Below are 17,005 nucleotides of genomic sequence, written 5' to 3'. Positions count from 1 at the left end.
TGCGCGGGCGTCACGGATGGCTCTGCAAACAATGGTCATCGTCGACAAGCTGCGCGCAGAAAAGCCCGCCGAATCGGGAGATATGTCAGGGCCGGACGGTCACCGGTCCGCGCGCAAGACCTCGACCTGTTCGGCGTAGATCTTCTCGATGCGCTGCAGCCGTTGCTCGCGCGCGGCCTCGTTGACCCACGACGCCGCCATTGCGCGCTGCTTGCCCAGATGGTGCTCGAGCCGCGCTTCCGGCAGCAGGGCACTGTCGTCGGCGGCGACATAGCCGTAGGCCGCGCGCAAAGTCTTGAGCACCTCGCGCTCGGCGTTGCCGCGCGCGCCCTTGCCCTTGCCGTAGTCCGTGAGGAACTTCTGCAGCTTCGCCTGGAACTCGGGCGGGTAGTCGCGCCGCACCACCATCGGCGCGCCGGGCGGCGGTTCGGACTCCCAGATCACCTGCAGGCGCTCGGCTTCGATGGGGAACTGCTGGCGAAAGCGCTCGAGGTCGGTGGTGTTGTTGGTGGCGACGTCGGCGTCGCCGTTGGCCACGGCGAGCGCGGTGGCCTGGTGGGTGCCGACGAACTCGCTGCGGAAGCGCGTCTCCATCTCGATGTTGTTCGGCAGGAAGAGCTGGCTCTGCGGCACGATGAAGCCGGTGACCGAACGGCTGTCGCCGCGCGCGAGCCGCCATTTCTCGGGCTGCGCGAGCATGCCCTCCAGCGTGTTCAGCGGTCCGGCCTTGCGCGCCAGCAGCACCGCGCGGTGCTCGGGCACGCTCGGGTGCCGAGCGATCTGCGCCACCACCTTCATGCGCCGCTGCATGACGGCGTCGAGCGCCATCTTGGCCGAGAGGAACGCCATGTCGATCTCGTTACGGCCGATGGCGCGGTCGAGCTCCTCGTACGACGGCACCGAGTACGCGCTGACCGCGATGCCGAGCGCGCGGCTCATGTCGGCCATGAGCGGCGTCCACAGCGCGCGCGATTCGACGGTGCCGCCCAGCGGCAGCACGCCGAAGCGGATCAGCCTGATGGCGGCGGGCGGGGTCTTTTCCGCCCTTTCCGCCCTTTCCGGCTTTTCCGGCTTTTCCGCGCGATCGGCCCTGTCCGGCCTGTCCGTCCGCTCGGTCTTCTCGTTCGCCGCGGCCATGCCCTGCGCCTGCACCGGCGCGTGCCCGGCGAGCAGGCCCGCCGCCAGCGCCAACGCCGGCAACCACGCGGCCAGGCACGCCGGGCGCTTCAAGGCGAGACGTCCTTCAGCACGCTGACCTGCTCGGCATACCCGCTGTCGATGCGCTGCAGGCGGGCTTCGCGCGCGGCATCGTTGACCCACTGCGCGGTCATGGCGTTCTGCCTGGCCAGCTGGTAGGCCAGCCTGGCGGCGGGTTGCAGCGAACTGTTGTCGGCGGCGACGAAGCCGGCCAGGTCGTGCAGCGACTTGAGCACCACGCGCTCGGCGTCGCCGCGCGGACCCTTGGCGCGCCCGTAGCCAGTGAGGAAGGCCTGCACCCGCTTGCGAAGGTCGGCCGAATACTCGCGCCGCACCACGATCTGGGCGTGCGGGATCAGCTCCGACTGCCACAGCACCTGCAGCCGCTCCGCCTCGGCCGGAAAACGCAGCTTGAAGCGCTCGAAGTCGGCGGTGTTGTTGGTGGCCACGTCGGCCTCGCTGTTGGCCACGGCCAGCGCGGTGACCTGGTGGGTGCCCACGATCTCGCCCTGGAAGCGCGTCTCCATCGCGATGTGGTTCGGCAGGAAGAGCTGCAGCTGCGGCACGATGAACCCCGACACCGACTGCTTCTCGCCGCGCGCCAGCCGCCAGCGCTCCGGCTCCGCCAGCAGGCTCTTCAGCGTGTTCAGCGGCGGCGCCTTGCGCGCCAGCAGCAGCGCGCGGTAGCCCGGAAGGCCGTCGTGCCGCACCACCTGGGCAACCACCTTCATGCGGCGCTGGGTGACGGCGTCGAGCGCCATCTTGCCGGAGAGGAAGGCCATGTCGACCTCGTCGCGCTGAATGGCCTGCTCCAGCGCCTCGTACGAGTTGACCGACAGCACGCTCACCGGCCGGCCGATGGCCCGGCTGAGCTCGGTCAGGAGCGGGTCCCAGTCGCTGCGCGACTCGAAGGCGCCGCCGAGCGGCAGGATGCCGAAGCGCACGGGCCCGTCCAGCGGGTTGCCCTGGGCCGACGCCCACAGGGGCAGCCCCAGGAACAGGACCATCGCGGCCACGCGGAAAGAGCCTGGAAAGCCGGCGAATCGGCGCAAGAAAGCCTGCATTGTTGAACCGAAAGACATAGAGCCGTTGCGCATCGGCGGGTCTAACATGGGCGGCGCGGACGCCATTAGATATCAATTGCTAACAAACTTCGTGATGTTTTTCCTGTCTTCCCGGTTCGGAAAGGGGCGCCTAAGCTCGGCATCCACATGCCCGACGCCCTCATGAACTGGAACTTCCGCGTCCTTCGCAGCCTGGCCCGCCTGACCTTTGCGCAACAGCTGATCCTGCTGGCGCTGGTGCCGGCCACGCTGGCCACGCTGGCGGCCATCGCGGTGCTGACGCGGCAACACCTGGGCAACCTGACCGAACTCATGCGGGCCAACGCGCAGACGGTGGCGCTGCAGGTGGCCACGGTGGCGCAGGCGCCGCTGGCGCGCATGGACCGCCGGGCGCTGCAGCGCACCGCGCAGTCGGGCAGCTACCAGCCGAACGTCCAGCAGGTGCAGATCTGGACCGAGGACGGCGAGATCGTGGCCAATTCCGAGACCATGGACCGCGCCCGCGACGAAGGCCTGCAGGTGGTGGTGCCGATCGTGAGCGACGACGGCCGCCACAACGGCAAGGTGATGGTCGAGATGAGCCTGGCGGCCGTGCAGAACGCGCGCCGCTCCGTGTGGCTCAACGTGGGGCTGGTGCTGGCGATCAGCATGTTCGGCGTCGGCCTGGCGGGCTGGTGGGCGGCACGGCGCATCAGCGAGCCGATCCGCGCGCTGGGCAAGGCGGTCGACCGCCTCGGCGCAGGCGAGGACGCCAGCGTGGCGATCGAGGGCACGTCGGAGGTGCGCCACCTGCAGCACGGCTTCAACCAGGCCGCGCGCGCACTGGCGGAAAGCCATCGCCTGCTGCAGAGCCGCATCAACGAGGCCACGGCCGAACTGGCGCGCAAGAACGCCCAGCTCGAAGTGGCCAGCCAGGCCAAGACCCGGCTGCTGGCCGCCGCCAGCCACGACCTGCGCCAGCCGCTGCATGCGCTCACGCTGTTCTCCGACGGGCTGGCCAACGGCGAGACCGATCCGGTGAAGCTGCAGCGCATCGGCCACATCCGCGAGTGCGTCGATTCGCTCGACCGCCTGTTCTCCGAACTGCTCAACCTGTCGCAGCTCGACGCCGGCGTGCTGCAGCCGCAGTGGATCGACTTTCCGCTGGACCGCCTGTTCGACGAGATCAGCCGCAACTTCCGCCCCGTGGCCGAGCAGCAGGGACTTCGGCTGGTGGTGCGCAAGACCGACGTCTGGGTGCGCTGCGACTACGTGATGCTCTCGCGCATCCTGAACAACCTGGTGTCGAACTCGCTGCGGCACACCATCGAAGGCGGCGTGCTGATCGGCGCGCGGCGGCGCGGCAAGGGCGTGCGCATCGACGTGGTCGACACCGGCGTGGGCATCGCCCGTCAGCACCAGGAGCGGGTGTTCGAGGAGTTCTACCAGGTCGAGCCCACCGGCCGCCAGGCGGCGCGCGGCACCCGCGGCATGGGCCTGGGCCTGGCCACGGTGCAGCGGCTGGCCGAGCTGCTGAACACGCGCGTCGAGCTCAGCTCGCGCGTCAACAAGGGCACCTGCGTGCGCGTGCTGGTGCGTTCCGCGCCGGCCGCGCTGCCGGCGCCCTCGGCATCGCACGCGGTGGCCGCGATGGAGGAGGAAGAAAGCCTGGCCGGCGTGCGCATCATGGTGATCGACGACGAGCGCACCATCCTCGAAGGCCTCACGGTGGTGCTCGCCAACTGGGGTGCCGAGGTGATGCCCGCGCAGACGCGCGCCGAGGCGCTGGCGCTGGCCGACGGCTGGCAGCAGCCGCCCGACGTGGTCATCAGCGACCTGCTGCTGCAGGGCGGCGACAACGGGCTGGACGTGATCGGCGCGCTCGAGCGCCATCCGCGCGGCATCGGCGCGGGCACCGCGCGGCTGCTGGTGACGGGCGAGACCAAGCCCGACCGGCTGCGCGAGGTGGCGAGCGCGGGCATCACGGTGCTCTACAAGCCGGTGTCGCCGCGGGTGCTGCGCCAGGCGATCCAGGCGCAGCGGGTGGCCGCGGCGCTGGCGGTAGGCGCCTAGGCGCACTTGCAACGCCGCGCGCCTTGATCGGGCTGCCGTGGCAGGCCTTCGCAACGCCGGAAGCAGGGGGTAGAGCCCCTGGGTAGTCCATCAGGCATAGGCCGTGCGACTGCCGGCTTGTGGAATCCGTCACGCAGGCAGGCCATCGCCGACGCGGACATAAGCCCTCCGCCTTATCGCGCGAAGCAGGGCCCGTCCTTACATTGGATCATCGCCCCTTGCTGCGGACGCAGTCCATGCCTTTTGCCTCGAAACCCGCTTGCCAGCCCTTCCCCGGAAGGCTGCGCCACGCCGCGTCCGCGCTGTCGGCGAGGGTGGCGCTGGTGGCGCTCGCAGCAGCGGCGGCTTGCACGGCCGGCAGCGCCTCGGCGGCCAGCCTCACGGTGCTGATGGGCGACGACGCCGCGGCATCGTCCGAATTCGTGCAGCAGCTGCGCGCCGACCAGGAACCCGGCGGCAAGTTCGAACTGGTGCGCCTCGCGCCGGGCGGCGCCGATCCGCAGCAGGCGGCCGAGGCCGGCGGCAACGACACCGAGCGCGCCGCCAACGCAGGCGTGCGCACGCGCAGCCTGCGCCCCGCGCCCGACGCGCCGATCACCATGGCCGTGGGCCCCGCCGCCGCGCGCGCCGCCGTCGAGCGCCCTGGCCAGGAGCCGCTGGTGCTGGCGATGCTCAGCCGGCTCGAATACGAATCGCTGAAGGCCGCCAGCCCCGCGCTGCGCCGCGGCGACCGCCGCGTGGGCGTGCTGCTGCGCGACCCGGCCATGGCCGACCAGCTGGCGCTGATCAACGCCGTGCTGCCGCAGAAGCACCGCATCGGCGTGGTCGCCACACCGGAATCGGAGCCGCTGGTGCGCGAGCTGCAGCGCGCCGCGCAGGGGGCCAGTCCGGCATGGGACCTCCGCGTGGAATACGCGCCCGACGCGAGGTCGCTGGCCAACGCGCTGCGCCAGGTGGTGCCGCAGAGCGATGCGCTGATGGTGCTGCCCGACCTGATCGGCGACAACCAGGCGGCCACCCTGTCGGTGCTGCGCGCCGGCGCGGGCGCGGGCATGCCGGTGTTCGGCGCGAGCGAAGGGCTGGTGCGCTCGGGCGGCCTGGCCGCGGCGGTGTCGACGCCCTCGCAGCTCGCGCAGCAGGCGCGCCTGCTCGGCCAGAAGGTGGCGAGCGCCGCCGGCAACAACAACGGACCGCTGGTGGAGGCCGCGACGCCCGCCACCGTGCGCGTCAATGCCACCGTGGCACGCGGACTCGGCCTGCGGATGCCGGAGGAACGGGAGCTGACCGACCGGATTGCGGGTCCCCGATGACCACCGCTGCGCCCTCCCACAGCCCGGCACCCGCCGGCGCAAGCGGCACCGGCGCGCCCGTGTCGTCGCCGATGCCGCTGCAGCCTTCCATGCCGCCGCCACCGCCGCCGCCGACGCCTTCCACCCACACCCTCGTCGTGCGCGGCAACCTGCAGCGCGACCTCTTCCGCCTCGGCGTGGTGCCGTGCGCCGCGGTGGCGCTGGCGCTCACCGGCTGGTTCACGCACAACCGGCTGCAGACGCTGGAGGCGGCCTTCGACGCCGAAGGCCAGGCGGTGGCGCGGCAGGTGGCGGCCATGTCCGACCTGAGCCTCTACGCGGGCGACCTGCCGGCGCTGCAGAACGTGGCCAACGCCGCGCTGCGCGGCGGGCAGGTGACGCGCGTGGAGATCAGCAACAGCGCGGGCGTGTACGTGACGGCCGGTCCCAAGACCACCTCGCTGGCGCAGCTGCGCATGTTCACCTCGCCGGTCACGCTGCGCGAGGCCTCGCGCGCCAGCGCCTTCGCACCCGCGGGCTCCACCGCCGCGGGCGAGACGCCCATCGGGCTGGTCCAGACCTTCCGCGACACCACCGCCTATACGCGCGAGCGCAGCCGCTCGCTGTTCGCCGGCGTCGGCATCGCGCTGGTGGCGCTGATGGCGGCCTGGGCCTCGGTGCGCCACATGGCGCGCACGGTGGCGCGGCCGCTGCGGCGCGTGTCGCGCACCGTGGCCGCGCTGGAAGCCGGCCATTTCGAGATGCGCTGCGACGTGGTCGAGGGCGGCACCCGCGGATCGCACGAGCTCGCGGTGCTCGCGCACGACATCGACCGGCTGGCCGAGCGCCTGCAGAGCAACCGGCAGATCAGCGAGGAGCGCGTGCGCGAGGCCACCGCCGTGGCGCTGCAGCGCATGGCCGAGGCCGAGCAGGCGGCGCTGTCGCGGGCGCGCTTTCTCGCGGCGGCCAGCCACGACCTGCGCCAGCCGCTGCACGCGATGGGCCTGTTCATCGACGGCCTGCTGCCGGGCGCATCGCCAGCGCAGCGCCCGGCCGTGCTGCGGCTGCAGGAAAGCACCGAGTTCATGGGCGTGCTGCTCGACGACCTGCTCGAGATCTCGCGGCTCGACGCGCAGGTGCTGACGCCCTCGATCGCCAAGGTGTCGCTGGCCACCCTGTTCGATCAGCTGGACGCACAGCATGCCGCCACCGCCGTCGAGGCCCGCGTGCGCCTGCGCTGGAGCGACCGCGGCCTGGCGGTGCGCACCGACGCGGCGATGCTGCAGCGCATCGTCGGCAACCTGGTGGCCAACGCGCTGCGTCATGCGCCCGAGGGCGGCACCGTGCTGGTGGCCGCGCGGCGCAGCCCGTCCGGCGTGCGCATCGAGGTACGCGACAACGGCGTGGGCATCGCGCCCATCCACCAGGGCCGCATCTTCGAGGAGTTCTACCAGGTGGCCAACACCGAGCGCGACCGCCGCCGCGGCTTCGGGCTGGGGCTGGCCATCTGCGCGCGCATCGCCACGCTGCTGGGCACGCGCATCACGGTGCGATCGGCGCTGCAGGCGGGCAGCACCTTCGCCTTCACCTTGCCGGCCGCACGCCTGGCCGACGTGGTGCCGCCCGAGCCGCCACCGCTCGCACCGACGCCGCTGGCCGGCCTGCGCTGCCTGGTGGTGGACGACGACCCGGCCATCCTCGACGGCAGCCGCACGCTGCTCGCGCAATGGGGCTGCGAGGTCGAATGCGTGTCGACCGGCGCCGAGGCCATCGCGCGCATGGGCACCGGCGACCCGCACTACGACGCCGTGCTGTGCGACCTGCAGCTGGCGGGCGAAGGCGACGGCGTCGACGTGATCGATGCGGCCAAGCGCCTGCAGCCGGACGCGATGGCGGTGCTGGTCTCGGGCGCCACCGGGCCCGAGGTGCTGCAACGCCTGCGCCACGGCGGGGTGATGCTGCTGACCAAGCCGGTCGCGCCGGCCAAGCTGCGCGCGCTGCTGACCACGCGGCGCCAGCTGCACGTGAGCTGAGGGTTTCGGTCAGGCCAGGGCGTCGGCCCGCGAGAACTGCCGCCGGTACGCCGTGGGCGATACCTTGAACGCCGACATGAAATGCTTGCGCAGCGACACCGCCGAGCCGAAGCCCGCGCCCGTCGCCACCTGCTCGACCGGGTGGTCGGTGGTCTCCAGCAGCCGCTGCGCCAGCGCCAGGCGCTGGTTCTGCACCCACCGGCCGACGGTGGTGCCGGTCGATTCGCGGAAGCGCCGGGTGAAGGTGCGCCGGCTCATGAGCGCACGGCGCGCGAGGTCGTCGAGTTCGTGCGGCACGTCGAGATGCCGGCCGAGCCATTCGAGCAGCGGCGCGAGGCGGTCGCGTTCGGCCGCGACGGGCACCGGCTGCTCGATGTACTGCGCCTGCCCACCCTGCCGGTGCGGCGCCACCACCATGCGGCGCGCGGCGCGGTTGGCGGTGTCGGCGCCATGGCGCACGCGCAGCAGGTGCAGGCAGCAGTCGATGCCCGCGGCCGTGCCGGCGGAAGTGAGCACATCACCGTCCTCCACGTAGAGCACCTCGGGCTGCAGCCGCACCTGCGGATATTGCCGCGCGAAGGCCGGCGCCAGCTTCCAGTGCGTGGTGGCCGGGCGCCCGTCGAGCAGGCCGGCCTCGGCCAGCACGAAGGCACCGAGGCACAGTCCGACCACGGTGGCGCCGCGCCGGTGCGCCGCCTGCAGCGCGCGGATCAGCGCCGGCGGCGCGGCGCTGCCGTCGTCGCGCCATGACGGCACCACCACGATCTGCGCACGCCGGATGGCCTCCAGCCCGTGCGGCACGCCGAGCGTGAAGCCCGCATTGGTTCGCAGCGCGCCGGGCTCCGGCGCACACACCCGCAGCCGGAAGCGCGGCGCGCCGCTTTCGGTGCGGTCCTCGCCGAACACCATGCAGGGCACGGACAGGTGGAAGGGACTGATGCCGTCGAAGGCGACGACGGCGATGGTTTCGACGGCCGGTGCTCGCATGGCCCGATCTTATCGACGAATGGCTTCCGGGCCACTGTCGGCAAGCGGCGCGCGGGAGAAGAATCGGGCCATCCGAAACCTGGAAGAGAAGGAGTCTCCATGAGCAACGCCCCGCGCCGCGCCCTCGTCGTGATCGACGTGCAGAACGAATACTTCGAAGGCGGCGGCCTGCCGATCGAACACCCGCCCATCGCGAGCACGCTGCCCAACGTCACCAAGGCCATGGACGCGGCCCGCGCCGCCGGCACGCCAGTGGTCGTGGTGCAGCACCATGCGCCGAAGGGTGCGCCGGTGTTCCAGGCCGACGCCCACAACGGCCAGCTGCATCCCGAGATCGCGAAGCGGCCGCGCGACCACCTCGTGACCAAGGCCACGCCCAGCGTCTTCACCGGCACCGACTTCGCCGACTGGCTTGCGAGCCACCATGTCGACACGCTCAGCGTGGCCGGCTACATGACGCAGAACTGCGACGCCTCCACCGTGTTCGAGGCGATGCACCGCGGCCTGAGCGTGGAGTTCCTGGCCGACGCCAGCGGCGCGCTGCCTTACGAGAACGCGGCGGGCAAGGTCAGCGCGGAGGAAATCCATCGCGTCTTCAGCGTGGTGTTCCACAGCAACTTCGCAGCCGTGACCACGACCGACGCCTGGATCTCCGCGATGCGCGAAGGCCAGGTGATCCCCAAGGACAACGTCGTGATGTCCAACCGCCGTGCAAGAGGCTTGACGTAACCCCCCAGGCTTCGCGCACTTCGTGTCGCTTCTCCCTCCCCCCTGCCGGGGGCGATACCTGCGGCCCGGCAAAGCCGGTTCCGCGGGTATCGCGCACCCCCCAGGCTTCGCGCACTTCGTGTCGCTTCTCCCTCCCCCTGCCGGGGGCGATACCTGCGGCCCGGCAAAGCCGGTTCCGCGGTATCCCTGGCCTCAAGTCCTGGCCTGAAGTCAGGCCGGGTCGGGTCGGGGCGGCTGCCGAGGACTAGAAGTCCGCGCAGCCGTTGCGCTTTTCGGTGTCGACGCAGCTCGAGAGGTTGGGGCGCGAGCGCACGCGGGACCATTCGCGTGCGAGCACGTCGGCGCCCTGCACCGCGCGGTCGCCTTCGAGCGACCCGGTGGCGAAGCAGATCGGCGGCGGGCCCATGTTGCGGTCGTACAGCCAGGTGACGGGCAGGTCGCGCAGCGTGTCGGGGCGCGGCAGGTCGGGCATGCCGGCGACGAGCAGGTTGCCCGGCACCACGTTGACCGCGTAGCCCTCGGCCGAGGTGAAGGTGCCGTTGATCGGGTACACGCCCAACGGGCTGGTGCGCAGCGCCGGCGAGAACATGAAGCCCGCGAAGCCCGCGCCCGTGTCGCCCAGGATCAGGCCGTCGAGCGTGTAGCTGAACAGCGGGTTCGGAAAGCCGAAGGGCCGGGTCGCGTTGCCGATGCGCACCGTGGCCACCGGCTGCTGCGCATAGATGAAGTGGTTGGCGCCCGCGGGAATGCCCACGGTGCACAGGCCCGAATAGGCGCAGTGGTAGAGGTTCGGATACAGGCCTGAGCCGGCGAGGCCGCCGCGCGTCTCGCCCACCCAGGTGTCGGCCCATACGCGCCATGGCGCACCGGTGATCGCGTAGCCGCCGAGGTTCTGGAAGCGCGAGCCCGCCACCAGGTCCGTGCCGCCGGTGCTGCTCACGTTGGTGCCCAGCAGCAGGTCGCCGCTGAGCGTGCGCACGAACACCGTGTCGGCGGCCATCGAGGTGGCCGACACGGCCTGCGGCGCGTTGCCCGCGGCGTCGTAGCCGGTGACCGACACCGAGCCCAGCTGCACCGTGTCGACGTCGACGTAACGGAACGCGCCCGCCGCGCCGCCGCCGACGGTGGCCGCGCTGACGTTGTTGGCCGCCTGGTCGAGCAGCACACTGCCGCCGGTCGAGCGCGCCAGCAGCGTGCCGGCGGTGATCGGCGCGGCGGCGGTCTGCGTGATGTCGCCGCCCGAGACCAGGCCGAGCTTCGCCACCGCGACCGCGCCGCCGAGCCGGATGCCGCCGCCGCCGTTCTGCAGAGTCAGCGCGCCGGGCAGGGTCAGCGGCCCCACCACGTCGATGCCGGCCGCATGCGCGTTGCTGCCGGCCACGATGGTGGGCGCATCGAGTTGCGCGAACTCGGCGGCCGACACCGCGAAGCCGGTGGCCGCGGTGCCGCCCAGGGTGATCGGGTTGGCCGTGCGGTCGACCGCGTTGCCCGCGGCGTCCACGCCCCCGGGGCGCAGGTTCAGCACGTTGCCCGCGCGCACGTTGCCGGCGATGGCCAGCGCGTCGGTGGTGCCGTTGTTGCTGGCGCGCAGCACGACGTTGTTGTTGCCATCCACGCGCCCGCCCGTGGCGATGGTCACGCCCGTGCCGTTGGCCTGCGACTCGCCGGCGATGTCGATGCTGCCCACGCCCAGCGTGGTCACCAGCGCGTTGTTGGCAACGAGCACGCCGCCCGACGTGGCGCTGGCAACGCCGGGCGTCACCAGGCCGCGGATGCCGATGTTGCCGTCGACGCTGCGCACCGTGACGTTGCTCAGGTCGACCGCCTGCACCGCGATCGGCCCGGTGCTCGGGTCGGTCACGCCGCTGCCGATGCCGGTGATGCCGATGTCGCCGCTGGTGGTGAGGATCTGGCTGGCGCCGGTGCCCGCGCCGATGCGCACGCCGGTGCCCCCGGGCGCGGTGCCGGTGATGCTCACGTCGCCGGTGCTGCTCTGGATGGTGGCGCCGTTCAGTTGCACCGTGGCGCCGAAGCCCGAAGTGGGCGTGCCGCGCTTGCCGGTGATCTGCACCGCGCCGCCGGGGCCGGCGTCGCCCAGCGCGGTCGTGCGCGTGTCGATGGTGGTGTTGGTGATCGAGATGGCCTGGCTGCCCGTGCCGCTGGTGTCGGCCGTCATCGTGACGTCGCCGCCGTTGGTGTTGATCTTCGCGCCGCTCATGAAGATCGAGCCGTTCTGCCCGCCCACGCCGGCGTTGAGCACCACGTTGAGCGCGCCGGAGTTCGACTGGATCGAGTTGTTGCTGAAGGCGTTGATGTTGTGCGCCGCATCCAGCTCGAAGGTGAGCGGCGAGGCGCCCTTGCTGCGCACGATGGCCGCATCGGCCGCGAAGGTGATGTTGCCGTCGGTCGCGACGCCGCCCGTGCCGGTGGTGATCGTCACGCTGGTGCCGCCGTCGAGCGCGTTGTTGATGTCGCCATCCTGGATGGTCGAGGCGGCCAGCGGGTCGAAGGGGTTGCCGGTGAGGCTGCCCGAGGCCACGCCGTGCGCGATGTTGACGTCGAACGGGTCGATCAGCCAGCTGCCCGCGGTGCCGACCGGCGCCGACGCGTCCACCCGCAGGCCGAGCAGCGCGAAGTGCGGCGCGGAGGTCTCGATGGTGCCGCCGTTGCCGCCCGCGCTGCCGCCGCGCGCCGACAGGCTGCCGTAGCCGCGCAGCGTGTCGCCCGCGATCACGTTGATCGTGCCGCCGTTGCCCGTGGCCGACTTCGCGTCGGCGCGCAGGCTGGCCTGCGCGTCGATGGCGATGGCGTTGCTCGCGCGCACATCGATGGTGCCGGACTGCCCGGCGCCGCCGGCGTCGATGGTGGGCCGGTCGTCGTAGACGTCGCTCACCAGCACGTTGCGCGCGGCGATGGACACCGTGCCGCCTGCGCCGGAGGTGCTGGACACGTCGAGCACCGCGCCGGACGGGCTCGGCGCCAGGCCCACGAGGCCCGGGGGGTCGACGCGGGTGTTCACGCGCACCACGCGCACGTCGCCGCCGCGCCCGTCGATGGCCACGCGCCCGCTTTCGGCGCGCACGCCCTGGCCGGCCTCGACCTGGATTTCCACCGCGTTCGCGTCCGCGCCCAGCAGCACGGTGCCGCCGTTGTTGACCACGTAGCTCTTGCCGCCGGCCGTGCCGGCGATGCTCACGTCGCGCCCCTGCCCCGCAGAGATGCTGCTGCCCGTCATGGACACGCCGTCTCCCGCGTTGAAGCCCATGCCGGTGCCGTTGTTGGCCGCTGCCGCCGAGGTGACGAACGCGGTGCTCGCGAGCAGGCCCTGCGTGTCGCTGCCGGTGCCGTCGATGCTGACGCGGCCGCCCGCCGCGATGGTGGCACCGCGCATCGAGATGCCCGCCGCGTTCCCGGCGGTCACCTGGGGCGCGCCGATGCTGCTGGAGACGATGCTGTCCGCATACACCGCGACAGGGTCGTCGGTGGTCCAGCTTCGCGAGCTGCCGATGATCCGGACGTCGCCGGTGCCGGTGCTCAGCACCGAGTCGCCCGCTTCGGTGCTGCCGAGCAGCACGCCGTTCGCGCGGATGGCGCCGCGCCCCTCGATGTCGATGCTTCCCGCGCCGGTGGCCAGCGTGCTGCCGAGCACCGCCACGCCATCCGAGCTGACCCGGTAGTTCGGGCCTTCGACCGTCTCCTGGCTCACGCCCTGCCCGCGCAGGGTGATCGAGCCGTTGCCGCCGCAGGCCGAGGTGCCCGTGGCGCAGGTGGAGAGCGAACTGCTGCTCAACGTGATGCCGGCCTGCCCGCTGTAGAGATCGCTGCCCTCGGCGCTCACGACGCGGCCCTCGGCATAGCCGGTGTCGGCCTTGCCCTGGCCGTAGAAGCGGATGTTGCCGCCGTTGGTGGCGATGGAGGCGGCGTCGATCAGGATCGCGCCGCCGAGCTCGGAATTGCCGGCGTTGGCGTCGAAGTCGACGTGCAGCGCGCCCGCCGTCGACCTGATCGACGACGCGTTCCGCATGACGACGTCGTGCAGCGAATCGACCGTGAGGCGCGCGTCGCGCCCCTGCGACTTGACCACCTCGGCGCTGAACTGGAACACCACGTCGTTCGTCTCGCCCTCGACGGAGCCGGTCGACAGCCTCACGTCGGTGGCGCGGCCGAGCGCATCGCCCAGTGCCGCCGCGCTCACGCGCGTGCCGTCGACCGTGCTGCCGTAGCCGGCGGCGTCGTAGGCCGGCACCGTGGTGTCGACGTTCAGCTCGCTGCGCGCGCTCGCGTTCCACTGGCCGTTGGCGCCGGTGGCGCCGCCCGCCGCGTCGATGCGCGCGCCGTCGGCCACCTCGAGCACGTCGCCTGCGGTGCCGATGGTGCCGCCCGCGCCGCTGCCGGCACCGCGCGCCGCGATCTCGCCGGAGATGTGCGTGTGCGGCGAACCGATGTCCACCGCGCCGCCCGCGCCATTGGCACCTGTCGCGTTGGCGCTGATCCTCGCGTCCGGCGCCATCGTCACGGCGGCGACGCCCTTCACCGACACCGCGCCGCCGCTGCTGCCGCTGGCGTCCGCGTTCAGCCCGGCCATGCGGATGTAGTCGCCGCGCGCGGTGATCGAGCCGCCCGCCACGCCGGCCTCGCCGCCGCTCGCGTCGAGCGTGCCGCCCAGCAGCATCTCGCTGCTGTTGCGCGGCGACACGCCGGTGTCCAGCACGATCTCGCCGTTGCGCGAGGCCAGCGAGCGCGCCCGCACCACGCCGGTCTGGCTCACCACGAGCTGGCGCGCATCGACGTCCGCCGCGGCCGCCATCAACACCACGCGCCCGCCGTCGGCCGTGACGCTGCCGCTGTTCATGAGCTGCGCGGTCGCGGTCTTGTCCACGGCCTGCAGCTCCGCGAGCTTGAAGGTGGTCTGCCCGTCGGCCGGGATCTTGAAGGTGGTGAGCCCGTCGCCCTCGAAGTCGAGGTTCAGCGTCACCTTGCTGGCCGACACCAGGCCGGCCGAGCCGCGCGCGACGTTGATGTCGCCTTCGTTGCGCACCGACCCGCCGAGCAGCGCCACCGTGCCGTTCGGCGAGGTGGTGGCGATGGTCGCGCCGCCCTCCACCTTGACCTGGGCCACGCTGCCTGCGTCGCCGACGAACAGCAGCTGCTCGTTCTTGCCGAAGACCTTGTCCATCGAGCCGGCCGGCATGAAGTTGTCGTTGGCGATGTCGAGTGTCGACGCCACCAGCCCGCCCACGTTGACCGACGCGCCGCGTCCGAACACGATGCCGCTCGGGTTGACTAGGAACACGCTGCCGCCCGGCAGGTTCGGGTTGCCCGCGAGCGAGGTCCGCAGCGTCCCGTCGATGCGCGAGGCGAGGATGGAATTGCCGTCGCCCACCACGCGGTTGAGCAGCACGGCGCGCGTGCTCGGCTGCGCGATGTTGACCGTGCCGCCCGCGCCGATCGAGAAGGTCTGCCAGTTGACGATGCCGCGCTGGAACGGCTGGTTGATGTTCATCACCCCGCCGCCCTGGGTCATCGTGACACCGCCGGCGACCGGCATGAAGCCGCCGGGCAGCACCTGCGCCATGGCCGGCGCCGCGCCTGCGCAGATCAGCGACAGCGCGATGGGCCGCAGCTGCAGGCGCCGCAAGGACGCGCGCGAAGAAGGAATGCGTTGCTTCATGTCAGTGCTCCATCACGCTGCCGCGTGACCGCGATGCTCGACCGTGACCCCGATGTCCGAAACCGGCGCAACCCATTCGCGGGACACCGCGGAACCGGCTTCGCCGGGCCGCAGGTGTCGCCCCCGGCGAGGGGGAAGGAGTAGCGACACGAAGTGCGCGAAGCCTGGGGGAGTGCCATCTCAAAATGCCTTGATGAACTGGACGTAGAGCCGCGGATTGCGGCCGCCCCCGTCGGTCAGCGCGGGCGCGGTGCCGTCGCGCCAGGCGAGCGTGGCGTTGAGCGAGAAGTTGCCCGGGCGCGACCAGCTCAGGCCCACGCCGTAGCCGCGCAGGCTGTGGCTGTTGATGCCGTCATAGGGCGTCGGGTTGCGTACGATCTTTCCGCGCGCCGCGTCGTAGAACAGGAAGGGCGTGAGCTCCTCGTTCACCGACCAGCGCCACTCGACCGTGCCGATCAGGCCCTGGTCGACCAGCAGCTCGCCCGAGGGGTACGCCCGCACCGCGCGCGCGCCGCCGAGCGCGAGCTTCTCGGACGCGTCGAGGTTCTTGCTCGCCCACTGTCCGCCCAGCGAGAGGTACAGCGAATGGCGCGGCACGATCGACTGCAGGCGCGAGAACTGGAAGCTCAGCTTGGTGAAGCCGCCTTCGGTGTCGTGGCCCCCGACGCCGCGGTCGAACTCGCGGCTCTCGGGGTCGCGGATCGACAGGTTGCCGTGGTACAGCGTGCCCGAGCTGGCCCAGTAGCCGCCACCCAGCAGTTCGTCGCGCCGCTCCCAGCTCCAGCCCAGGCTCAGCCCGTTGACGCGCTTCTTCGAGCTGAAGTCGGCCGCGCGCAGCTCGTCGGTGAGGTCCTTCACGTCGACGCCCAGGCGCAGGAACAGGTTCTGCTGGCGCTGGCGGATCAGCGGATAGTTCAGCGAGAAATCGAGCACGTTGGCACGTCCGCGCGCATCGAGGTCGATGAACTGCCCGCCGAGTTCGTAGCTCACGCGCGACAGGCCGACGCCCGCGCGCAGGCCGCTGGTGCCGATGGGCGCCTCGTAGGCCACGCGGCCGAACTGCAGCGCGTTGCTGTCGGAGACCATCACGCGCATGTCGAGGTTGTCGCCGATGCCGAAGGGGCTGAGCCAGCGCGCCGTGCCGCCCACGCGGTAGCGCCCCGACTCCTTCGTGCCGTGGTTGTCGGCCTCGGCCGTGAAGGCCCAGCGCGGCGCGGCCGCCACCTCGACCGAGAGGTCGGTGGTGCCGGCCTGCGTGCCTTCCTGCAGGCCCGAGGACACCTTCACGCCCGGCTGGTCCGACAGCAGCAGCATGGCGCGTTCGTAGGCCGGTGCGCTCACCGCCTCACCGGGCTGCAGCGGCGCCAGGAAGCCGCGCACGCGCGCCTCGGCGATCGGCGCATCGGGTGCGACCACCACGTCGACCTTGCCGAGGCGGCCCTCGATCACGCTGATCTCGACGATGCCGTCGCGCACCGTCTGCACCGGCACCACGGCCTGCGCGAGGAAGTAGCCGCGCTCCTTGTAGCGCGCGGTGATGGCCTTGGCGAGCTCCTCGAGATCGCCGAGCGTCACGTCGCGCCCGATGTAGGGCGTGGTGATCGCCTGCAGCTCCTCGTTGCTCAACGCCTTCACGCCGTTCAGGCGCAGGTCGTTGAGCCTGAAGCTCGCGCCGGCGGCGCCGCCCGTGCCGCGCGGCGGCGCAGGCAGGCTCTGCGGAGCGACCGCGCCCGTGGGTGCCTGTGCGATCGGACGGTCGCAGCTTCCGCAAGGGTCCGTGGCCGGCAGCAGTTGCGTGCCGTTGCCTTCGGCTTCGGCGGCCTGCGTGCGCTGGGCTGCGACCAGCAGCGTCGCGCCCATCAGGGCCGCGACCGCGAAGGCGATCGGCGTGGGACGTCGAGCGGCGCGCTTCTCAGTGACCATGGCAGTTCTTCATCTTTGTCATGCGGGACGCCGCGCACGGCGGCCCGGCACGGCGTGCGA

The 17,005-nt window shown here is 71.9% G+C and carries 9 protein-coding genes; 4 read left to right on the top strand and 5 right to left on the bottom strand.

Features of this window, described 5'->3' with window-relative positions; genetic code table 11:
• Window positions 1-99 precede the first annotated feature (99 nt).
• Both phnD (AACL56_RS05570) and phnD (AACL56_RS05565) read right to left on the bottom strand, forming a co-directional pair.
• A complete protein-coding gene (gene phnD, locus AACL56_RS05570) occupies window positions 100-1,230 on the bottom strand; it encodes a phosphate/phosphite/phosphonate ABC transporter substrate-binding protein (RefSeq protein ID WP_339088831.1) in 1,131 nt (376 codons plus the stop codon).
• Entirely contained in the window at window positions 1,227-2,261 is a 1,035-nt protein-coding gene (phnD, locus tag AACL56_RS05565) for a phosphate/phosphite/phosphonate ABC transporter substrate-binding protein (protein WP_339088830.1), read from the bottom strand. The genes phnD (AACL56_RS05570) and phnD (AACL56_RS05565) overlap by 4 nt, the downstream gene beginning before the upstream one ends.
• A gap of 147 nt (window positions 2,262-2,408) precedes the next feature.
• On the opposite strand from phnD (AACL56_RS05565), the gene AACL56_RS05560 reads away from it, so the two are divergent.
• The 3 genes from AACL56_RS05560 to AACL56_RS05550 all read left to right on the top strand — a co-directional run bounded on the left by AACL56_RS05560 (window position 2,409) and on the right by AACL56_RS05550 (window position 7,635).
• Entirely contained in the window at window positions 2,409-4,313 is a 1,905-nt protein-coding gene (locus tag AACL56_RS05560; protein WP_339088829.1) for an ATP-binding response regulator, read from the top strand.
• A gap of 236 nt (window positions 4,314-4,549) precedes the next feature.
• Window positions 4,550-5,623, top strand: a complete 1,074-nt coding sequence (locus AACL56_RS05555) for an ABC transporter substrate binding protein (RefSeq protein ID WP_339088827.1) — start codon at window positions 4,550-4,552, stop codon at window positions 5,621-5,623.
• Window positions 5,620-7,635, top strand: a complete 2,016-nt coding sequence (locus AACL56_RS05550) for an ATP-binding response regulator (protein WP_339088826.1) — start codon at window positions 5,620-5,622, stop codon at window positions 7,633-7,635. The genes AACL56_RS05555 and AACL56_RS05550 overlap by 4 nt, the downstream gene beginning before the upstream one ends.
• A gap of 9 nt (window positions 7,636-7,644) precedes the next feature.
• Here AACL56_RS05550 and AACL56_RS05545 read toward each other — a convergent pair whose 3' ends face one another.
• On the bottom strand, window positions 7,645-8,622 hold the full coding sequence (locus tag AACL56_RS05545; protein ID WP_339088825.1) for a GlxA family transcriptional regulator: 978 nt from the start codon (window positions 8,620-8,622) through the stop codon (window positions 7,645-7,647).
• A 99-nt stretch (window positions 8,623-8,721) separates the two neighbouring features.
• Here AACL56_RS05545 and AACL56_RS05540 point away from each other — a divergent pair, with 99 nt between their 5' ends.
• A complete protein-coding gene (locus AACL56_RS05540) occupies window positions 8,722-9,351 on the top strand; it encodes a cysteine hydrolase family protein (RefSeq protein WP_339088824.1) in 630 nt (209 codons plus the stop codon).
• A 244-nt stretch (window positions 9,352-9,595) separates the two neighbouring features.
• Here the strand turns inward: AACL56_RS05540 and AACL56_RS05535 are convergent, their stop codons facing one another.
• Both AACL56_RS05535 and AACL56_RS05530 read right to left on the bottom strand, forming a co-directional pair.
• Entirely contained in the window at window positions 9,596-15,022 is a 5,427-nt protein-coding gene (locus tag AACL56_RS05535; protein WP_339088823.1) for a filamentous hemagglutinin N-terminal domain-containing protein, read from the bottom strand.
• A 180-nt stretch (window positions 15,023-15,202) separates the two neighbouring features.
• The gene (locus AACL56_RS05530) at window positions 15,203-16,945 is read right to left on the bottom strand and encodes a ShlB/FhaC/HecB family hemolysin secretion/activation protein (protein WP_339088822.1); all 1,743 of its coding nucleotides are present in this window, start codon (window positions 16,943-16,945) and stop codon (window positions 15,203-15,205) included.
• Window positions 16,946-17,005 lie beyond the last annotated feature (60 nt).

Source organism: Variovorax paradoxus (assembly GCF_902712855.1).
Lineage (GTDB): Bacteria > Pseudomonadota > Gammaproteobacteria > Burkholderiales > Burkholderiaceae_C > Variovorax > Variovorax paradoxus_Q.
Note: the sequence above shows the minus strand (reverse complement) of the source record. Positions and strands in the feature narration are given on the sequence as shown.